At 58.3% G+C, this 18,069-nt stretch carries 15 protein-coding genes and 2 pseudogenes; 7 read left to right on the top strand and 10 right to left on the bottom strand.

The features are described 5' to 3' along the window. Window positions 1-242 precede the first annotated feature (242 nt). Window positions 243-998, top strand: coding sequence for a glycosyltransferase family 2 protein (locus tag ACSQ36_RS00445; RefSeq protein ID WP_436180550.1), 756 nt, complete (start codon window positions 243-245; stop codon window positions 996-998). 53 nt (window positions 999-1,051) lie between these two features. Here ACSQ36_RS00445 and ACSQ36_RS00440 read toward each other — a convergent pair whose 3' ends face one another. The 5 genes and pseudogenes from ACSQ36_RS00440 to ACSQ36_RS00420 all read right to left on the bottom strand — a co-directional run bounded on the left by ACSQ36_RS00440 (window position 1,052) and on the right by ACSQ36_RS00420 (window position 5,367). After that, window positions 1,052-2,089, bottom strand: coding sequence for an XdhC family protein (locus ACSQ36_RS00440; RefSeq protein ID WP_436180549.1), 1,038 nt, complete (start codon window positions 2,087-2,089; stop codon window positions 1,052-1,054). After that, window positions 2,062-2,623 (bottom strand): annotated as a pseudogene (locus ACSQ36_RS00435) (CoxG family protein). Before ACSQ36_RS00435 ends, ACSQ36_RS00440 begins: the two are co-directional and overlap by 28 nt. Beyond that, window positions 2,596-3,615, bottom strand: a pseudogene (locus ACSQ36_RS00430) (vWA domain-containing protein); the annotation flags it as partial. The pseudogenes ACSQ36_RS00430 and ACSQ36_RS00435, both read right to left, overlap by 28 nt. Window position 3,616: 1 nt before the next feature. After that, entirely contained in the window at window positions 3,617-4,240 is a 624-nt protein-coding gene (locus tag ACSQ36_RS00425; protein ID WP_436180548.1) for a hypothetical protein, read from the bottom strand. Further along, window positions 4,237-5,367 carry a PAAR domain-containing protein gene (locus ACSQ36_RS00420; protein WP_436180547.1) on the bottom strand — a complete coding sequence of 377 codons (1,131 nt, stop codon included), beginning with the start codon at window positions 5,365-5,367 and terminating at the stop codon, window positions 4,237-4,239. The genes ACSQ36_RS00425 and ACSQ36_RS00420 overlap by 4 nt, the downstream gene beginning before the upstream one ends. Before the next feature lie 211 nt (window positions 5,368-5,578). Between ACSQ36_RS00420 and ACSQ36_RS00415 the strand changes: the two genes are divergently transcribed. Further along, window positions 5,579-6,703 (top strand): ISAs1 family transposase, encoded by a 1,125-nt coding sequence (locus tag ACSQ36_RS00415; protein WP_436180546.1) that lies wholly within the window; start codon window positions 5,579-5,581, stop codon window positions 6,701-6,703. A 125-nt stretch (window positions 6,704-6,828) separates the two neighbouring features. Then, window positions 6,829-7,038: a hypothetical protein gene (locus ACSQ36_RS00410; RefSeq protein ID WP_436180545.1), complete on the top strand. Its 210-nt coding sequence runs from the start codon at window positions 6,829-6,831 to the stop codon at window positions 7,036-7,038. Between the two features lie 455 nt (window positions 7,039-7,493). Here ACSQ36_RS00410 and ACSQ36_RS00405 read toward each other — a convergent pair whose 3' ends face one another. The 3 genes from ACSQ36_RS00405 to mgrA form a co-directional block, all read right to left on the bottom strand. Beyond that, complete coding sequence (locus ACSQ36_RS00405) at window positions 7,494-8,891, bottom strand: amino acid permease (RefSeq protein WP_436180544.1); 1,398 nt, start codon at window positions 8,889-8,891, stop codon at window positions 7,494-7,496. A 345-nt stretch (window positions 8,892-9,236) separates the two neighbouring features. After that, window positions 9,237-10,007 (bottom strand): ferredoxin--NADP reductase, encoded by a 771-nt coding sequence (locus ACSQ36_RS00400; protein ID WP_213768937.1) that lies wholly within the window; start codon window positions 10,005-10,007, stop codon window positions 9,237-9,239. A 617-nt stretch (window positions 10,008-10,624) separates the two neighbouring features. Next, window positions 10,625-11,668 carry an L-glyceraldehyde 3-phosphate reductase gene (gene mgrA, locus ACSQ36_RS00395; protein WP_436180543.1) on the bottom strand — a complete coding sequence of 348 codons (1,044 nt, stop codon included), beginning with the start codon at window positions 11,666-11,668 and terminating at the stop codon, window positions 10,625-10,627. Window positions 11,669-11,917: 249 nt separating this feature from the next. On the opposite strand from mgrA, the gene ACSQ36_RS00390 reads away from it, so the two are divergent. After that, window positions 11,918-12,748 carry a mechanosensitive ion channel family protein gene (locus ACSQ36_RS00390; protein WP_436180542.1) on the top strand — a complete coding sequence of 277 codons (831 nt, stop codon included), beginning with the start codon at window positions 11,918-11,920 and terminating at the stop codon, window positions 12,746-12,748. Between the two features lie 33 nt (window positions 12,749-12,781). Next, entirely contained in the window at window positions 12,782-12,985 is a 204-nt protein-coding gene (locus ACSQ36_RS00385) for a DUF3185 family protein (protein ID WP_213768934.1), read from the top strand. 19 nt (window positions 12,986-13,004) lie between these two features. Here ACSQ36_RS00385 and ACSQ36_RS00380 read toward each other — a convergent pair whose 3' ends face one another. Next, a complete protein-coding gene (locus ACSQ36_RS00380; RefSeq protein WP_436180541.1) occupies window positions 13,005-13,769 on the bottom strand; it encodes a phytanoyl-CoA dioxygenase family protein in 765 nt (254 codons plus the stop codon). Between the two features lie 926 nt (window positions 13,770-14,695). Further along, a complete protein-coding gene (gene metK, locus ACSQ36_RS00375) occupies window positions 14,696-15,883 on the bottom strand; it encodes a methionine adenosyltransferase (RefSeq protein WP_213768932.1) in 1,188 nt (395 codons plus the stop codon). A gap of 293 nt (window positions 15,884-16,176) precedes the next feature. Here metK and ACSQ36_RS00370 point away from each other — a divergent pair, with 293 nt between their 5' ends. Both ACSQ36_RS00370 and dapF read left to right on the top strand, forming a co-directional pair. Further along, complete coding sequence (locus ACSQ36_RS00370) at window positions 16,177-17,061, top strand: lipid A biosynthesis lauroyl acyltransferase (RefSeq protein ID WP_436180540.1); 885 nt, start codon at window positions 16,177-16,179, stop codon at window positions 17,059-17,061. A gap of 110 nt (window positions 17,062-17,171) precedes the next feature. Then, window positions 17,172-18,056, top strand: a complete 885-nt coding sequence (gene dapF / locus ACSQ36_RS00365; RefSeq protein ID WP_436180539.1) for a diaminopimelate epimerase — start codon at window positions 17,172-17,174, stop codon at window positions 18,054-18,056. The last annotated feature ends 13 nt before the right edge of the window (window positions 18,057-18,069 follow it).

Below are 18,069 nucleotides of genomic sequence, written 5' to 3'. Positions count from 1 at the left end.
CGATCAGCCGTGTCCCACCCGCGTATAGCTTGAACAACTAACCAGCGCAAATCACCGCGCGTGATTCCCGCAATCTCGTCGCGAGTATAAAGTCTAAAAATTCACTACCTCCTCCCGCCCTGTAACATCACGACATTCAATCCACATAGATCTCTCAGATCGAAAATTTGTTTTAACATTCCTAACGATATCGCTTCCTCAGCTTTGAGCGCGAACTCAATCATCCTCATACGGACACCCCCATGCCCTCTCACCATGTACTGATCTGCCTGCCTACCTACAGCGAAGAGGTCCATGTCAATTTCGCCTTCTCGCTGCTCGATCTGACGCGCGCATTAACGGATTCCGGTTCGAGCTACGAAACGTTGCACGTTGCGTCGTCGCAGATCATTCGAGCGCGTAACTTCTTCGCCAATTATTTCCTGAATCATCCTGAATTCACGCATCTCCTTTTCCTCGATACCGACATGAAGTTCCCAGCCACCGCCGTCATGAGACTTCTGGCCGCGAACAAAATCGTTTCAGGCGTCGCGTATCCGTTCAGGAGAATGGGGCTCGACGGGGCTATATCAGCCGCCGACGTGGGCTTGACCGTACGTCAGTATCTAGAGAAATACGCCGACTACACCGTCAGCCCACTGACGAAGGCAGATGGAAGTGTGAGTTTCACGAATGGATTCATTGAAGCCGAGCACGTTGGAACGGGCGTTTTTCTAGCGCAACGTGAAGCGTTTGAGGCAACTAAACCGTTTACGGAATGCTACGCGCCGCCACAACAATATGCGTCGATGGTAACCAACGGTGAGTTCTACGGATTTTTTGAAACGGTCGAAGAGAACGGGGTCTATCAGGGAGAAGACATCTCGTTTTGCCGGCGAGTCCGTCAGGCCGGCTTATCGGTTTGGGCGCTCATCGACGAGACAGTCGTGCATTACGGAATGTCGGAAGTATCGGGACAATGGCTGCAGGCCATGAAGTTTCGCGGCAATATACTCTGATCGTTTCGAACGCCGCGCTTCAATGCCTTGAGCTGTTTCAAGCGCGGCGTCGTCTACGAGTATTCAATCCCGGAAATGCCGCAAATCTCACCCGTCCCTTCAAGTTCCCGCGCCGCCTTCGCGCCCTCCACCTGCAAAATAGTCGGCAACGAAACGCCATTTTTCGCCGCCGTCACCTCGGCAAGAATAGACACCGCAATCTCCGGCGGCGTCCGGCTGCCGATATAAATCCCCACCGGCCCATGCAGGCGCGACAACTCGACATCGGAGAGATCAAACTCCTTCAGCCGTTCCCTGCGCGCCGCGTTGTTCTTCCGCGATCCCAACGCGCCGACATAAAACGCCGGCGTCTTCAACGCTTCCATCAACGCCAGATCGTCCAGCTTCGGATCATGCGTCAGCGCAATCACCGCGCAACGCTCGTCGAGTTTCATTTCCGTCACGGTATCGTCGGGCATGGTCCGCACGATCTTCGTCCCCGGCACATCCCACTCGTCGGTGTACTCCTCGCGCGGATCGCAGACAGTCACGTGATAATCCAGCCCGACCGCGATACTGCACAAATACCGCGACAACTGTCCCGCCCCGATCACGAGCATCCGGTACCGCGGCCCGTGAATGGTCGCGAGCGTGGTTTCATCGAACGTAAGACCGTCCGTTGTGTGCGATGGCTCCAGTTTGACCGCGCCATTTGTCATGTCGAGCGTGCGGGTCACCAGCCGCCCGGCGAGAACAGCCTCGCACAATTCAGCAATACCGCTCGCCATCGACAACGGTTCAAGCACCAGTTGAATCGTCCCGCCGCAAGGCAGTCCGAACCGATGCGCTTCTTCCGCCGAAATTCCGTACTTCACGCTCTCGGGTTTCGTCTGCTCAATGCCGCGCTGCCTGACGCGATCGATCAGATCGTCTTCAATGCACCCGCCCGACACCGATCCCATCACCGCGCCGTCATCGCGCACGGCGAGCATCGCGCCTTCGGGCCGGGGTGACGAGCCCCACGTTTTAACCACCGTCACCAGCAACACGCGATGCCCACGTTCGAGCCATCGCGCGCTGTTTCTCAGGACTTCGAGATCCACGCTGTCCATGATCTTTTCCCCTCCTTCCCTTCACCTGCGCCGTCGGCCGCCGCCGCATGGACTCACCCTCAGGCTCGTCACTCTGCGTCAACTGCGCGCTGAAGCGCTTGAAAAATTCCCCGGCGATCTTTCTGGCTGCGCCATCCATCAGCCGCGAGCCGATCTGCGCGAGCTTGCCGCCCACTTGTGCATGCGCCGTGTAAGACAACATCGTTGAATCGACATTGTCACCCAGTTCCGGATCGACGTTCGCCCGTCCCTTGCCGAAACCGGCCGTTCCGCCTTGCCTCTCGAACACGATGGTGTACGTGTACGGCGCGTCGATGTCCACCAAATTCACGCGCCCTTTGAATTTCGCTTTCACGGGTCCGGCCGACGCCGTCATTGCGACCGCAAACGTGTTTTCGCCATCGGCTTCCATGCGTTCGCGACCGGAATGCGCGCGCGCAAGATTTCGGTATCGTTCAGCGCTTTCCACGAAACATTGTGCGCCACAGGCAGATTATGCGTTTCGGTCAGTTCGACGGCGTGTCTCCTGCTGATTTCCGGTCCGCATGACGCGTCGTCGTCGCCAGCTCCCGGCCGACAGCGTTCAGGCTGTCGAGGTTGTCAGCCGCAAGCGTCGGCATCGCATCGACATGCGGCAGAATCGCCCGCACGCCCCGCGCGCGTGGGGTGAAACCCGTGGATTGAGCCACACCAGCCGATGCGCAAAACGCTGCAGACGTTGCATTTCGGTTTCGAGGACATTGATTGCTTCGTGATCGAGCCCGTCCGTGACGAACAACACCGTCGCGCGACCGTTGAGCACTCGCCGCGCCCAGCGCCGGTTGAATTCGGCCAGCGCCGCGCCGATCCGCGTGCCGCTCGGCCAGTCGACCACCTGATCGGAGATCGCGACGATCGCGACGTCGGGATCGCATTAGCGTAACGTCCGCGTGGCGTTGGTCAGACGCGTGCCGAACAGGAAAACCTGCAGGCGCTCGCGCGATTGCAGCAAGGCATGACAGAAGTAAAGCACAGCCCGGGAATACGCGCTCATCGATCCGGAAATGTCGAGCAGCAAGACAAGCGGCGAGCAACGCTCGACCACTTTCTTGTATTTCCATGTGGTCCAGTCGCCGCCCGAGCGCACGGTGCTCTGGGCGCTGGCACGCAAATCCGCATGCGTGCCGTGCGATGCCGTTTTCAAGCGCCGTGTCGGCTCCGTGGGCTAGCGGCATTCTACGCGAACGAATTTGATGTCGAAGCGCGCGCCATTCATCGGATGAAAGAGTGTCGAAATCGCGATGGCTCAGGCGTTCCTGCGCGCTGACGTAAAACGCGCGTGGAGATGTTCAACGTTGTCCGGCTGCTGATTCGCCGGCTTCAATGCGGCCGCGCGTGCGGCAAGGGCGTCGGCAAGGCGGTTGTTACGCTTGGGCGGCGGCACGCCGTTCGTTACCTTCGGCAGCAATAACGCGCTCAGTTTCCCTTCCCAATCGGGATCGCGCCAAAGGATCGAAGGCCTAATGGAAAAGTTCGCGTTCGTCAGGCTTAAATGTCGCGAATTGTCCTTTTGAGCCTTTCCCAAAATGTCATCTGCGTTTTGTCCAGCATGGTGCCGAAGGACTGGGAAGCCGATTGGGCTGATTTCAGCGAAGTGGCACTCGACGACGAAGCGGTTCGTGAAGCGCCGCCAGGGCCCCCTTGCGGCACAGCACTTCCTGCGCCGGGCTTCGGAGCGGGGGCCGCGGGCGATGGGGGACGCGGTGCGGTCGACAGAGAACGGACAAATCGATGGCCGGGTCCATACGCCGTTATCGAAATGGAGGACCCCTCTTTGAAAGGAACTGATTTTCCGTTGTCATCCACAGAAAAAACATCGAACTCCACTATTGGGATGCACCACTTCGCTTTGTCACGGGACACTTCCTTCTCGTTCTCGTCCAGGCAAAGAAATCTGAACGAGTCGGGATATTCGTCAGCGCTTTTTCGCTTAGGAACGTCGTTCCACGACTCGATAAATGTGATGGTGCCGGGGTGCGGCAAACTTGCCGGTTGAAACCCTTCCAACGAAAAATCTTTTGGCATTATTTTTCTTTCTGTTTGTGTCGAGCATCCAGTGGCGAGCGCGATCGATGTCGCTATGGCAGTAGATAACCCAAGCAGTTTCGTCATTTGGTAAGTGAATCGAAGTAGGCAAATCTGGCCGGATACCGCTTCCGTCCCTCTGCCGCGCACGGTGTCCCTTTGCTCGACCAATACATATTTCCCGATTCGGCAAAGTCTTCGTTCGCGTTCCGTCCCGCATATTGCGACGGCGTCTGTCCGTCGCTAGAAATCGCATCCTCAAAACGTTGCTTCATTGCAGGATCCTTCCAAAGTGCCTCACTTACCTGATGTCCTGTCTCATGGAGCATCGTGCTGTCAATGTATCGCTGCGGGATTTCGCCTTGTCCCTTCCACGCGGCCCACGGATAAAACGCGACGCCTTGTTTGATGCTGGCGGTCGCGGCCGATGAGAAGTCTGGTTGCCCATAATCGCGTTGCCAGATCGCGTCTTCCGGATTTGGACTCGCATTGGTCGTGATTTGACCGATATTTTCCAAGTTCTGCGATGGCAACTTCTCCAGCGCTTTCGCGAGTTGGCGCTCTCCGATCATCGGCGAGCCATCCCCGGGCGGGCGAGTCGGTACGAAGATCGGGATCTGCTTACCATCGACCTTCGCGTCATATTGCATTGCGGCTGCTTCACCGCCCGCCGGGAAGTCAGCTTGGGTTAGCTTTGCAGGAGACAAGCTGACGGCGTTTCGCGAGACGTAAAAGCCCGCTGGTGCATCGATACGACTCTTTGAACCATCGAGATATGAACAATCGGTTGTAGGTTGGCTGCCAGGGCCGGGGGCTGGATTACTGTCGGTCAATTCAGATAGATTGCGTTCCCCCAGTCCTGCAGGCAAAGGAGATTTTGGGAGCGGCTTGCCCATTGGCGAAAAACCCATTGCAGCTAACTCGTGAGACTCGAACGACATAAACATGCCGCTCTGTGACGAGATCAAATGCGGTCTGGGATCGCATTGACAAGCGCAGAGATCGTTATCTAAGGCTGGCTCCTTACCCATCCATTTTCCGGGACGGCGTGGACCCCATGGAACGACGACGCCGATGGTATTGCATACGGGACAACGGACCTTCGCGTAGAGATAAGTGAGGTACACGCCCCCGAATTTGACCTTATCGATACCTTCGATGATGGTTGCACCGTTGGTCGCTACGTCGCCGACTTTGAGGTAGTTTCGTCTCACAGGTTCTTTGCCCTTATTTATTGGATTGGAACCATGAGTTTTAGCGGGATCTGTCTTCGCTAGTGAATCAGAAAAATCCTAAAATCGTTATCAGAAAGCACGAATGACAGGGCAATTGCATGAAGCCTCGTTAACAATCAACGTGTTAGAAAAAGATGGTTGTTAACTCGACGGGAAAGGCGTTTACTTTCGTCTTTTTCAGGTCGAAACGATGCACGATGAAGCACTGAGTATTGAAGATGCGTTTGGTGATTTGAAAGACCCTCGCAGGCGCACGCCGGCTCACGATCTGAGCGGGATGCTTATGGTTGCGGTGTGTGCGATCCTCAGCGGGGCAGACAGCTGGGTCGCGATCCAGACTTGGGGCACAGAAAAACTGGACTGGCTGCGCCGCTATGTGCCGCTGGAGCACGGCATTGCCTCTCACGACACCTTCGGGCGGGTGTTTGCGTCGCTTAATTCCAAGCAATTCGAAGCATGTTTTATCCGCTGGATGAGCCACCTGTGTCCGGCGCTTGTCGATCAGGTCGTGGCGATCGACGGCAAGACCGTGCGTGGCTCGCATCGGGCAGGTGAGCGTGCGATTCACCTGGTCTCGGCATACGGTTGTGGACTGGGCGTAGTTCTCGGGCAGGTCCGCACGGCCGACAAAAGTAACGAAATCACGGCGATTCCGGAACTGCTCGATGCCCTGCTGCTTAAGGGTGCGATTGTCACCATCGATGCCATGGGGTGTCAGCAGCGTATTGCGCAGAAGATCGTGGACGGCGAGGCTGACTACGTGCTGGCCGTCAAGGGAAACCAGGGCAAACTCAAGGACCGGGTCCATGAGGCCTTTGCAGCATTGGAGCGCTGGCCGGGTGCCTACGAGTGCGACGAACATGTGGAGATTGGCAAGGATCACGGGCGCATCGAAACACGCCGCTGCGTGGCGCTGTCGTACACGCCCTGCGCACTGGACGCCCTGTCTCGCTGGCCGAAGCTGCGTTCAGTGGCGATGGTCGAGGCCACGCGTGAGATCAACGGTGCCGTTTCAACCGAGCGCCGTTATTACATCAGCAGCCTCCCGCCTAACGCACTCACGATCGCTCAGGCCGTACGTTCCCACTGGCGCATAGAAAACTCGATGCATTGGGTATTGGACATGGCCTTTGGCGAAGATCAGTGCCGCATACGGGTGGACAACGCCGCGCAGAACTTCGCTGTCCTTCGGCGCATCGTGATGAACTTGCTCAAGCGCGATACGACATCCAAGGTCGGACTGAAGATTCGCCGTCTGAAAGCGTGTGCGAACGACCGCTATCTCGCTCAACTCCTCGGCTGGCATGGTGAATAGAAATTTAACTTTTAGTGCAATCGCCCTGGATAGCGCGTTTTGTTCAAGTCGATTTCGGAAATGTCCGATTGGCGTTCATATCGCTAGTGACATAGCTTATTTTTTCACGTGTTCAAAGGAAAAATATGAAGAAGGAAATCGCAGCGCTTATCGTCGGAGCGGTCGTCGTTGTATCGACGACCGCTAATGCTGGCGTTTTGGGGATTTTGAAAAATGCTGAGTTCGTCACCACAGTTACGGGCAAATCCGCCTACCGCTGTGTGTACGAAGTCTTGGGCCAGCAAGCGGTAGTCACAACTGAGAGTTATTGCCCAGCCACCATGGAATTTGACTAACGATTAACCCGGCTTGCTCCGATTTTTTTGGGGCGTCCTATGGCAATCTCGTGGAAACCGCAAACTGCATGACTTGACGCTGTCATCAGTCAAGGAGTTGAGGGGATCACTATCGTGGGCGAATGCTTTCAGGTGTCGAAGTTCAAGTCGGACTTTCGATGTCGTATCGCCTTTAATAGTTCCAACAGCCATGTATCGCCTCGGCTCGTAAGCGAGGCAAGAAAGTGTCTGCGTAGGTTGGCTAGCAGTACGAACTTGTAACCTCTAGACTGTTATCGAGTCGTCGCTGCTTACCTTGGAAGGAGTGACTCTTTGTCATCCTAATATCACTGTCCACTACCGTGGATTCTCTGCAATCAATTACAATTGTGCAAAAGCCGTTTCAACTTATGTCGAAACGGCTTTTTCTGCTTTGAGACCGCGCGTTCAGCAGTCGCACCCTGGCTAAGTGAAATTCACTCCACTCCGCGCCCCAGTTTCGAATGCGAGCGCGAATAGCCGAAATAGATTGCCAGCCCGATTGCCAGCCACACCACGAAAGCAATCCACGTCACGGCCTTCAGGTTCAGCATCAGGAACAGACAAGACGCGACCGCCAGCACCGGCACGACCGGCACGCCCGGGCAACGGAACGCACGCGGCAGATCAGGATGCGTGCGACGCAAAATCAGCACCGCGATAGACACCATCGAAAACGCGGCCAGCGTACCGATATTGATCAGCTCCGCCAGCACGTTGAGCGGCACGAGCGCACCGATCAACCCGAAGAACAGACCCACGAGCCACGTCGTAAAGAACGGCGTGCCGAATTTCGGATGCACCGTCGACAGACGCGCGGGCAGCAAGCCATCGCGGGACATCGCGTAGATGATGCGTGTCTGGCCGTAGCTCATCACCAGAATCACGGTCAGCATGCCGAGCACCGCGCCCAGATCGATGAAACCCGCCACCCACGTCTGCCCCACGACCTGCAGCGCGTACGACACCGGATGCGAGACATTGGCGAACTGCGCCGCCGGGACAATGCCGGTCACCACGGCGGCCACTGCCACATAAAGCACGGCACACACGGCCAGCGACGAAATAATGCCGATCGGCAAATCGCGTTTCGGATTCTTCACCTCTTCTGCCGCCGACGACACCGAGTCGAAGCCGATAAACGCAAAGAACATCACGGCCGCCGCGCCGAACACGCCGTTCCAGCCGTTGGGCATGAACGGATGCCAGTTAGCCGGCGTAACGTGGAACACGCCAACACCGATCACCATCACCACGACCGCGACCTTGATCGCGACCATCACGTTGTTCACGCGCGCCGACTCCTTGATACCGATCGACAGCAACGCCGTGATCACCATCATGACGAGAAACGCGGGCAAGTTGAACAGGGTGAGATGCCCGGGCACGGCGCCCGGCGCGGCTGTGAGCACGGTCGGCAACCCAATGCCGAAGCCCGACAGCAGCGACTGCAGATAACCCGACCAGCCGACCGACACGGCGGAGGTCGCCAGCCCGTATTCCAGCATCAGGTCCCAGCCGATGACCCACGCGGCCAATTCGCCGAGCGTGGCATACGAATAGGTATAGATCGACCCGGCGACGGGAATTGTCGATGCGAATTCCGCGTACGCGAGCGCCGCGAGAGCGCACGCAATGGCCGCGAAAATGAACGACACCATCAGCGCCGGACCGGCTTGCACCGCACCGGTCCCGGTGAGCACGAAAATTCCCGTGCCGATAATCGCGCCGACACCCAGAAACGTCAGATCGAGCGCCCCCAGCGTTTTTTTGAGTCCGGCGCGTTGCGCGCCGGCGAGCATGTGCTCGATGCTTTTCTTACGGAACAGGGACATGAACGATGACTCCTCAAACCTCGAGCGCGTTGCGCTAAATCGATTGGAAAACCCGCGATTTTATCGGATTGAGGAAGCTAAGCGTCGCAAAACGTTGCGCACAATTGATTTTTGACTTCCCGGCGTCAGCGCAGTTTTTCCAAAAACGTTTGAAAATTGCGTATCAGCGCTGATTTGAGCTGAAGTTAGCTTTTGTAAGCTGAATCAATAGTAAAAGCCACTTTTTAGGGCATCTTGTCGCAACACGGAATTGCATATCGCGATTGGTTGATCGACCGCCCAAATGAAAAAACCGAAGCACAAGGGCTTCGGTTTTTGTTTTCCAGCATTCCAGCAACGCCAGGTTCAGCCGACGAAGGCCTTCTCCACCACGTAATGTCCCGGATGATTGTTGCTGCCTTCCTGGAAGCCCATTTCATCGAGAATCTGACGCGTGTCGCGCAGCATGTGCGGGCTGCCGCAAAGCATGACGCGATCGTTTTCCACGGAGAAGGGCGCCACGTCCAGATCGGCGAACAGCTTCTTCGTTTCGATCAGGTCCGTGATCCGGCCGCGATTGGCAAACTCTTCGCGAGTCACCGTCGGGTAATACACCAGCTTTTCCTGGATCAGCTCGCCCAGATGCTCGTGCGCCGGAAGGTGATCAGTGATGAAATCCTTGTACGCGAGTTCATCGACGAAACGGCAGGTGTGCGTGAGCACGATCTTGTCGAAACGATCGTAGACGTCCGGGTCCTTGATGATCGACATGAACGGCGCCAGACCCGTGCCCGTCGACAACAGCCACAGCGTCTTGCCGGGCAGCAGATTGTCGGCGATGAGCGTACCCACCGGCTTCTTGCCGATCAACACCGGATCGCCGACCTTCAAATGCTGAAGACGCGATGTCAGCGGACCGTCCTGTACCTTGATGCTGAGAAATTCGAGGTGCTCTTCGTAATTCGCGCTCGCCAGGCTATAAGCGCGGAGCAGCGGCTTGCCATCGACTTCCAGGCCGACCATGGTGAACTGGCCGTTTTCGAAACGGAACGCGGAATCGCGCGTGCAAGTGAAGCTGAACAGCGTGTCGGTCCAGTGATGGACGCTTAGAACGGTTTGAGGATTAAGGTTGCTCATGGCTTCATGGATAGTGCGGAATCAGGGCGGCGCAGCAGTGCGTTCCGGCGGCCGTTGTTGGCTAACTCAGGCTCGATTCCGGCGACAACACCTCGAAGGCGCGACGAAAGCAATGCGTGATGCTAAAGCGGAATTTCCGGCGACATGCGAGAACCAGGCCGATAACGGCAAAGACCCGCGCGTTTGGAGCGAATGTCCCGCATTCCCCGCTTGCCTCACGCGTAATCGGTTATTTTACCGCACACGCGATTTCTGGGTTCGGAGCGCGCTCTTTCGACACGCGGCACAGGAATGACCAGCCGCCGCCGGCTCGTCCGGACGCCACGCTTAGGGCATAAAAGTCGGACAACGAACTTGATCGCAAACGAAGACGAAGCAAGCGTTCCGGAGTCCGCATGATAACAACCCGTGCGGGCAGCAAGGCAAAGGCCCTGCTGCCGTCAGGCTGGTTTTTTGCGAGGCGGAAAGACAGTCGGCACCGGCATTGCCAGCCGGTGTTCACCTTGACGTTGCAGCCAACGCCGCGCCGGCCGTCAGTATCGAAGCAACGTTGCGGCTTCGATCAAGCGTCAGGGAACGCAGCGATAACCGCGCCCCTTATGCTCATCGGTGCGGATTCAGACCCGCTGATCCGTCGATGGCTTTTCCCACAGGTTGATCCCGCCTTCGGTCGCGTGCTGATCGATTTCGGCGAGTTCTTCCGTCGAAAACTCCAGGTTCTTCAATGCGCCGACGTTCTCCGTCACTTGTTCCGGACGGCTCGCGCCGATCAGCACCGACGTCACGCGTCCGCCGCGCAACGCCCACGCCAGCGCCATTTGCGCGAGGCTTTGACCGCGCCGTTGGGCGAGTTCGTTGAGCTTGCGCACATGGTCGATATTCTTCTCGCTCAAATGCTCCTGCTTCAGCGACCCGCCGCCCGGCTTGTTGACCCGTGCGTCGGCGGGAATGCCGTTCAGGTATTTGCCCGTCAGCAGCCCTTGCGCCAGCGGCGTGAACGCGATACTGCCCGCCCCCACGTCGTCAAGTGTATCGAGCAGATCTTCCTCGATCCAGCGGTTCAGCATGTTGTACGACGGCTGATGAATCAGCAGCGGCACTTTATGCTCGGCCAGCAACTTCGCCATCTCGCGCGTTTTAGCCGACGAATACGACGAAATCCCCACGTACAGCGCCTTGCCCGAATGCACGGCGGTCGCGAGCGCACCGGCGGTTTCTTCGAGCGGCGTGTCGGCATCGAAACGATGCGAATAGAAAATGTCCACGTAATCCAGGCCCATGCGCTGCAGGCTCTGGTCCAGTGACGCCAGCACGTATTTCCGCGATCCGCCGCCCTGGCCGTACGGCCCTGGCCACATGTCCCACCCCGCCTTCGACGAAATCAGCAATTCGTCGCGGTAGGGCTTGAAATCATCTTTGAACAGACGCCCGAAATTCGTCTCTGCGCTGCCATACGGCGGGCCGTAGTTGTTCGCGAGATCGAAGTGCGTAATGCCGAGATCGAACGCGGTGCGCAGGATGTCGCGCTGCGTGGAGATCGGCGTGGTGTCGCCGAAGTTGTGCCAAAGACCCAGCGACAACGCCGGCAACTTCAGGCCGCTCTTGCCGCAGGTGCGGTAGGCCATCTCCGAATAGCGTTCGGAAGCTGCTTCGTAAGCCATGACGGAATCCTCGAATTGGTGAAGGGACAATGGGGTGTGTAAGCACAGACAAGCAACAATCGCGCGGGACATGTCGTCTGACGTGCACTGAGTCCGTCATGTTAGCGAATCGCGCGGATTCGCGTCAGGCTTGACCTGAAAGACTTCAAGGCTATCCCGATATTCGGGACCTGACCAAATGGCCAGCATGGGGAACGATTAGGGGGCGGACCCAGCCCAACCCTGTTCATTCGAATGAGGAGAAGTTTCATGGACCCGCTGGACAAACTACGCCCTGCCTACGATTTCTTACTGACGGCAGGCGTAACGTACGGATTCAACGTACTGATGGCTGTACTGATTTTGCTGGTTGGCTGGTGGGTATCGAACCGTGTGGCGAGTGCGGTGAAACGTGCGCTCGGCCGCACGAACGCGGACGCCACGTTCACGCCCGTCATGGCAAGCCTGGTGCAATGGGCGATACGGGTGGTCGCCATTGTTGCGGCGCTGGGCAAATTCGGCGTCGCGGCGGCCAGCATCCTGACCGTGCTTGGCGCGGCCGGACTGGCTATCGGCCTCGCATTGCAGGGCACGTTGCAGAACATTGCAGCCGGTTTGATGCTGTTGCTGCTGCGGCCGTTCAAGGTCGGCGACTACATTGAAGGCGCCGGCACGACCGCCGGGACCGTGAACGAAATCGGCCTGTTCACCACCCGTCTGACCAAAAGCGACGGCATCATCATGTTCGTGCCGAACAGCTCGATCTGGGCGAACCCGGTCACCAATTTCACCGCGAACGACCGCCGCCGCGTGGTGCTGAACGTGATCATCCCGGAAGATCAAAATATCGAGGAATCGCTGGCGTCGATACATCGGATTGTGGGAACCGACCCGCGCATCATCAACGACGACACGACCAAACCGTGGATCGCCGTCTCCGACTACACCGATACCGGCGTGAAACTGAACGTCGCCGTCTGGACGAACCGGACCGATTACGCGAACGTGCAGGCCGACTTGCTGCGTCAGATCAAGCCGGGCCTCAATCCGCCTGAGCCTCAACAAGCTGCCGCGGCGCTGGACGATCCGGCCAAGGCCTAATAAGCTTGCCGCCCGCACATTGAAGAGATTTTCATGACCAAGGCGATTTCCATTGCACTGATCGTAGGCGGCGTCGTGCTGCTGTATTTCGGCGGCCAGTCGTTCCATTCGCTCAGCAACGACGTCTCGCGCTTCTTCACCGGCTCGCCGACAAACAAGACGATCTGGTTGATCGCGGGCGGCGCGGTTGCCATGCTGGCCGGGTTGATCGGCCTGGCAATCCCGTCCAGGCGCTGACGCGTTCAGGCGTCAAGCGTCAAATAAGCGGCACGTCTTCCATCGACGCCGACCGTGTTCCCGGCAACGGCAAGTTGCTGGCGCCACGATAGGTGTAGACCAGCGAGAATTTCACCTGATCGGTGAGATTCTTGCCGGCCGAATGCAGCGTGTTGCAGTGGAAGAACACGACGTCGCCGGCATTCAATTTCGGCGATACCGCGCTGCGAATCAGCACTTCGTTCTCGGGCAGGTCGGAACGGAAGAACTTGGCTTGATCGAAACGTTCGGACGTGAACGGCAACTTGTGCGACATCGGCACGAACCACAACCCGCCGTTCTCGACCGTCTCGTTACCCAGCGCAACCCACGCCGACACCAGGTCATCGCGCTCGAAATTCCAGTAACGCACGTCGCGATGCCAGCCGGTCAGGCTGCCGTAAGCCGGATGTTTCGTCATCACGCAGTTGTGATGCGCGCGGGAAAGCGTCGGCGTCTCGCCGAAATACACCTCCATCCAGCCGCGCACGTCGGGCGACGTGGCCCAGGCAGCGAATCGTGGATCGCGACCGTATGCGTCGAGCAAGCGTCGCACGGTATGGCCGCCGGGCGCGTCTTTCGAATTCGGCGCGCCGGGATATTGCAGGTCGGCTTCGAACTCCACCGGCGCCGCCGCTTCCACCAACTGCTGCCGCGCCACGTTGCGCATGACTTCGCAGCGCTCCGGCGTGACAAGGCCGGGCACCACCACGTAGCCGTTCTCACGCAACGCGCGGACTTGTTCCAACTTTGATTGATTCGGCATATCGACTCACAGGGAAAGCATCTGGCCGGCTGGCTTCATCAGACTGTAAGAAAACCGGCTAATTAGGGCGAATACATCGATTGTAAATCGCCGGGGCCGTCGAGCGTTCCATCCCGCGGGTTTCCGGCCGTCGAACACCCGTGCGGGAAAATGCCGACTTCCGGCAGTAACATTTCTTCTATAACCTGCCGACGTGCATTGAGAGAGCCCATCGAAAATCCCTTTCGATGAAAATCTATTAAATAAGTGCGCGCTTCAAGCCCGCAACTTTTATTGTGTTCAATCGATCAAACTGTTGAACGCTTTTTTTGATCCGACTAATGTCGGGTTGCAGCCATTGCGAACCCGAGCCTGTGAAATCCATGAATATCCGTTTCACGAATCGTCTTACCCGTGCCGCCGTCCGCGCTGCACGTCCTGCCGGACGCAGCGTTGTCCGGGCCTTACGCCATCATTCCGCGCGCACTCAATTGCTCGCAGGACAATTCAGGAATACCCATCCTGTCGATGGCATTCGCTCCTGGTTTCACGGATTTTTTTCGAATCTGCGATTAAGGGCAGCATCGCGACAGGCTGCATTTAAAGCGCTATTGCGAAAACCGGCGCAATTACGCCCGCCCGTGGCGAAATTGAAATTGGCGCCCGGTGTAATTAATACGACAAGCCGCCGTCCGCGCAGGCTTTCGACCAGCGACGAATGGTTTGCGTTTGTTGCTCGCTAACTATTCCTGACAACGCAAAGCCGAAATCCGGACCCGGCTTTCTTCATGCGTGTGCCGTTTTGCCGCTGTGAGCCTCGGACGAAGCAGACCGTTGCGCCTGCGGCTGAAATCGCCAGGATAGGGTCGCGACGGCAGCACCATCACAAAAAAGCCCGCTTAAGCGTGATGCTCAGCGGGCTTTTTTTACACACTCAAACCGGGAACTCAGGCCGTTTCAGCAACCGGTTCGATACCGGCGGCTTCCGCCAGCAGGAGCGCCTTGTCCGTGGCTTCCCACGAGAATTCCGGCTCTTCACGGCCGAAGTGGCCATACGCTGCCGACTTCTCATAGATAGGACGCAGCAGGTCGAGCATCTGGATGATGCCCTTCGGACGCAGGTCAAAATGCTCGAGCACGAGTTCCTGGATCCTTGCATCCGACACGCGGCCCGTGCCGAACGTGTTGACCATGACCGACGTCGGGCGCGCCACGCCGATTGCGTAGGACACCTGGATCAGGCAACGCGAAGCCAGCCCTGCCGCGACAATGTTCTTCGCGACATAACGGCCCGCATACGCTGCCGAGCGATCGACCTTCGACGGGTCCTTGCCCGAGAACGCGCCGCCGCCATGAGGTGCCGCGCCGCCGTATGTGTCGACGATGATCTTGCGACCCGTCAATCCGCAATCGCCTTGCGGACCACCGATCACGAAACGTCCGGTCGGATTGACCAGGAACTTGATGTCGCCCTTGATCAGCTCGGCCGGCAGGACCGGCTTGATGATCTCTTCGATCACGGCTTCACGCAGCGCCTTCAGTTCGATGTCCGGCGCATGTTGCGTGGACAGCACGACGGTGTCGATGCTGTGCGCCTTGCCATCGACATAACGCACGGTCACCTGGGACTTCGCGTCCGGACGCAGCCAGTTCAGACGGCCGTCGCGACGCAGATTCGCCTGACGCTCGACCAGCCGGTGCGCCAGGTGAATAGGCAGCGGCATCAGTTCGGGGGTTTCGTCGCATGCGTAGCCGAACATCAGCCCTTGGTCGCCGGCGCCTTGATCGAGGTTGTCGTCATGGGCGGCGTCCACGCCTTGCGCAATGTCCCGCGACTGCTTGTCATACGCGACGAGCACCGCGCAACCGCGATAGTCGATGCCGTATTCCGTGTTGTCGTAGCCGATACGCTTGATGGTGTCACGCGCGACCTGGATGTAGTCGACGTTCGCCTGCGTGGTGATTTCGCCCGCCAGAACGACGAGACCCGTGTTGCAAAGGGTTTCTGCCGCGACGCGCGAATACTTGTCCTGCGCCAGGATGGCGTCGAGGATGGCGTCGGAGATCTGGTCGGCTACCTTGTCCGGGTGGCCTTCGGAGACGGATTCAGAGGTAAAGAAGTAATTGTTTGACACGCTTCAGACTCCATTTGAGTACGGGTAAGTTGTTCACGTAGCCGACTTCGTTTGGAGTCTGAAGCGGCGACGCTTTAGCGGAAAACATGGTCCGGATAGCGCCGTTAAGCGCTATTCAGCTTCGCCCCGCAAGTTGTCCATTAACTCGGCGAAGGTTTTATTATAGCGGCTTCTCACTTTTGTCACAGAGCCGAACGTTTGCTGCCATCCCAGAAATACCCTCACCCGCGTCATGCCCGGAACGCTCCCCGGCAAAGTCGAAACCCCACCTTCCGGACCCATGGGAGCGTCACATGTTAGGTCGAATTGGCGTCGCGCTCGCGGTGGGCTTCCTGAAACTGCTCGCCCTCATTCCCTACGGCATCACTGCACGTTTCGGCGACGGTCTCGGCTGGCTGCTTTATCAAGTCCCGAGCCACAGGAAACGGATCGTGCATATCAATCTCAGCCTGTGTTTCCCCGAGTGGCCACCCGAGCGCCGGGAAGAGGTCGCTCAGAAGCATTTCCGGCACGCGATCCGCAGTTACGTGGAGCGCAGCGTGCAATGGTTCGGCTCGGCGGAAAAGCTCGCCAAGCTCATCCAGGTGGACAGCGAAGTCGATCTCCTCGATCCCGACATGCCGCCCACGTTGTTGCTCGGCTTTCACTTCGTCGCGATCGAGGCGGCTTCGGTGTGGATCAACTACTCGCTGCACAGGACCTGCGGATCGCTGTATCAGCCGATGTCGAACAAAGCGCTCGACGAGATAGCCAAGAAGCAGCGCGGCCGTTTCGACGCCGAGATGGCGAGTCGCGCCGACAGCGCGCGGATCGTGCTGCGCTGGTTGCGGGATCGCAAACCCGTCATGCTTGGAGCCGACATGGACTACGGCATGCGCAACTCCACTTTCGTGCCGTTCTTCGGTGTCCAGGCGTGCACGCTGACAGCGGTCGGCCGCCTGGCCAAGACCGGACATGCGCAAATCATGCCGTTCGTGGGCGAAGTGCTGCCGAACTACAAGGGATACCGGCTGCGGGTGTTCAAGCCCTGGGACAACTACCCGACCGGCGACGACGCAGCCGACGCCCGCCGCATGAACGCATTCCTCGAAGAGCAGGTCCGGCTGATGCCCGAGCAGTATTACTGGGTACACAAGCGCTTCAAGACGCGACCGCCGGGCGAGCCGGGCTTTTATTGACCGGCGAGTACCAGTCTCCTGGAAACAATGCGGGATTGCTACACCTGATCGGGCTCATCCCCCATTCGGTCTAGTGCATGCCCTTGCTGCGCGTCACTTACAATAGCGTCATGAAACTCGAATTCACCAAAATGCACGGCGCGGGCAACGACTTTGTCGTGCTTGACGGCTACTCCAAACCGCTCACGCTGAACGGAGCCCAGGTGCGCGCGCTCGCGGACCGGCATTTCGGCGTCGGCGCGGATCAGTTGCTGCTGGTCGAAAAACCGGACATTGAAGGCGTTGATTTCAAATACCGCATCTTCAATTGCGACGGCGGCGAAGTGGAGCATTGCGGCAACGGCGCGCGCTGCTTTGTGAAGTTTGTCCGCGACCGGGGCCTCACCAGCAAGACGAGCGTTCGGGTACAAGTACATCACGGCGTGATCGTGCTGACCATGCAGGAGAACGGCGACGTGGTGGTGGACATGGGCCGTCCGGAGTTCGAACCTGCTTTGGTGCCGTTCGACGCGAAAGGCTTGCAAGGCCGCACCGAAGGCCACGACACGCTCTGGCCGCTCGACGTACAAGGTGAAACACGCTGGGTCTCGGTGGTGTCGATGGGTAATCCGCACGCCGTACAGATCGTGGCCGACGTTGAAAATGCACCGGTGCTGACCGAGGGACCGGTGATCGAACATCACGCGCGCTTTCCGAATCGGGTGAACGCGGGATTCATGCAGATTGTGAACCGTGGTGCGGTGAAGCTGCGCGTTTTCGAACGTGGCGCGGGCGAAACGCTGGCGTGCGGCACGGGCGCATGCGCGGCGGTCGCAGCGGGTATCCGGCGCGGTCTGCTCGACTCGCCGGTGCAGGTCCAGACTCACGGCGGCGTGCTGACCATCGCCTGGGAGGGCGCGCACAATGCCGCGGCCCCGCTCTTCATGGCCGGCCCCGCCGCCACCGTATTCGAAGGCGAGATCGAGCTTGATGCCAAACTCGCTAACGCCGACTGACCGTCAGGAACCC

It is taken from the genome of Caballeronia sp. LjRoot34, from assembly GCF_964253815.1.
In the GTDB taxonomy this organism is placed as follows: Bacteria; Pseudomonadota; Gammaproteobacteria; order Burkholderiales; family Burkholderiaceae; genus Caballeronia.
Note: the sequence above shows the minus strand (reverse complement) of the source record. Positions and strands in the feature narration are given on the sequence as shown.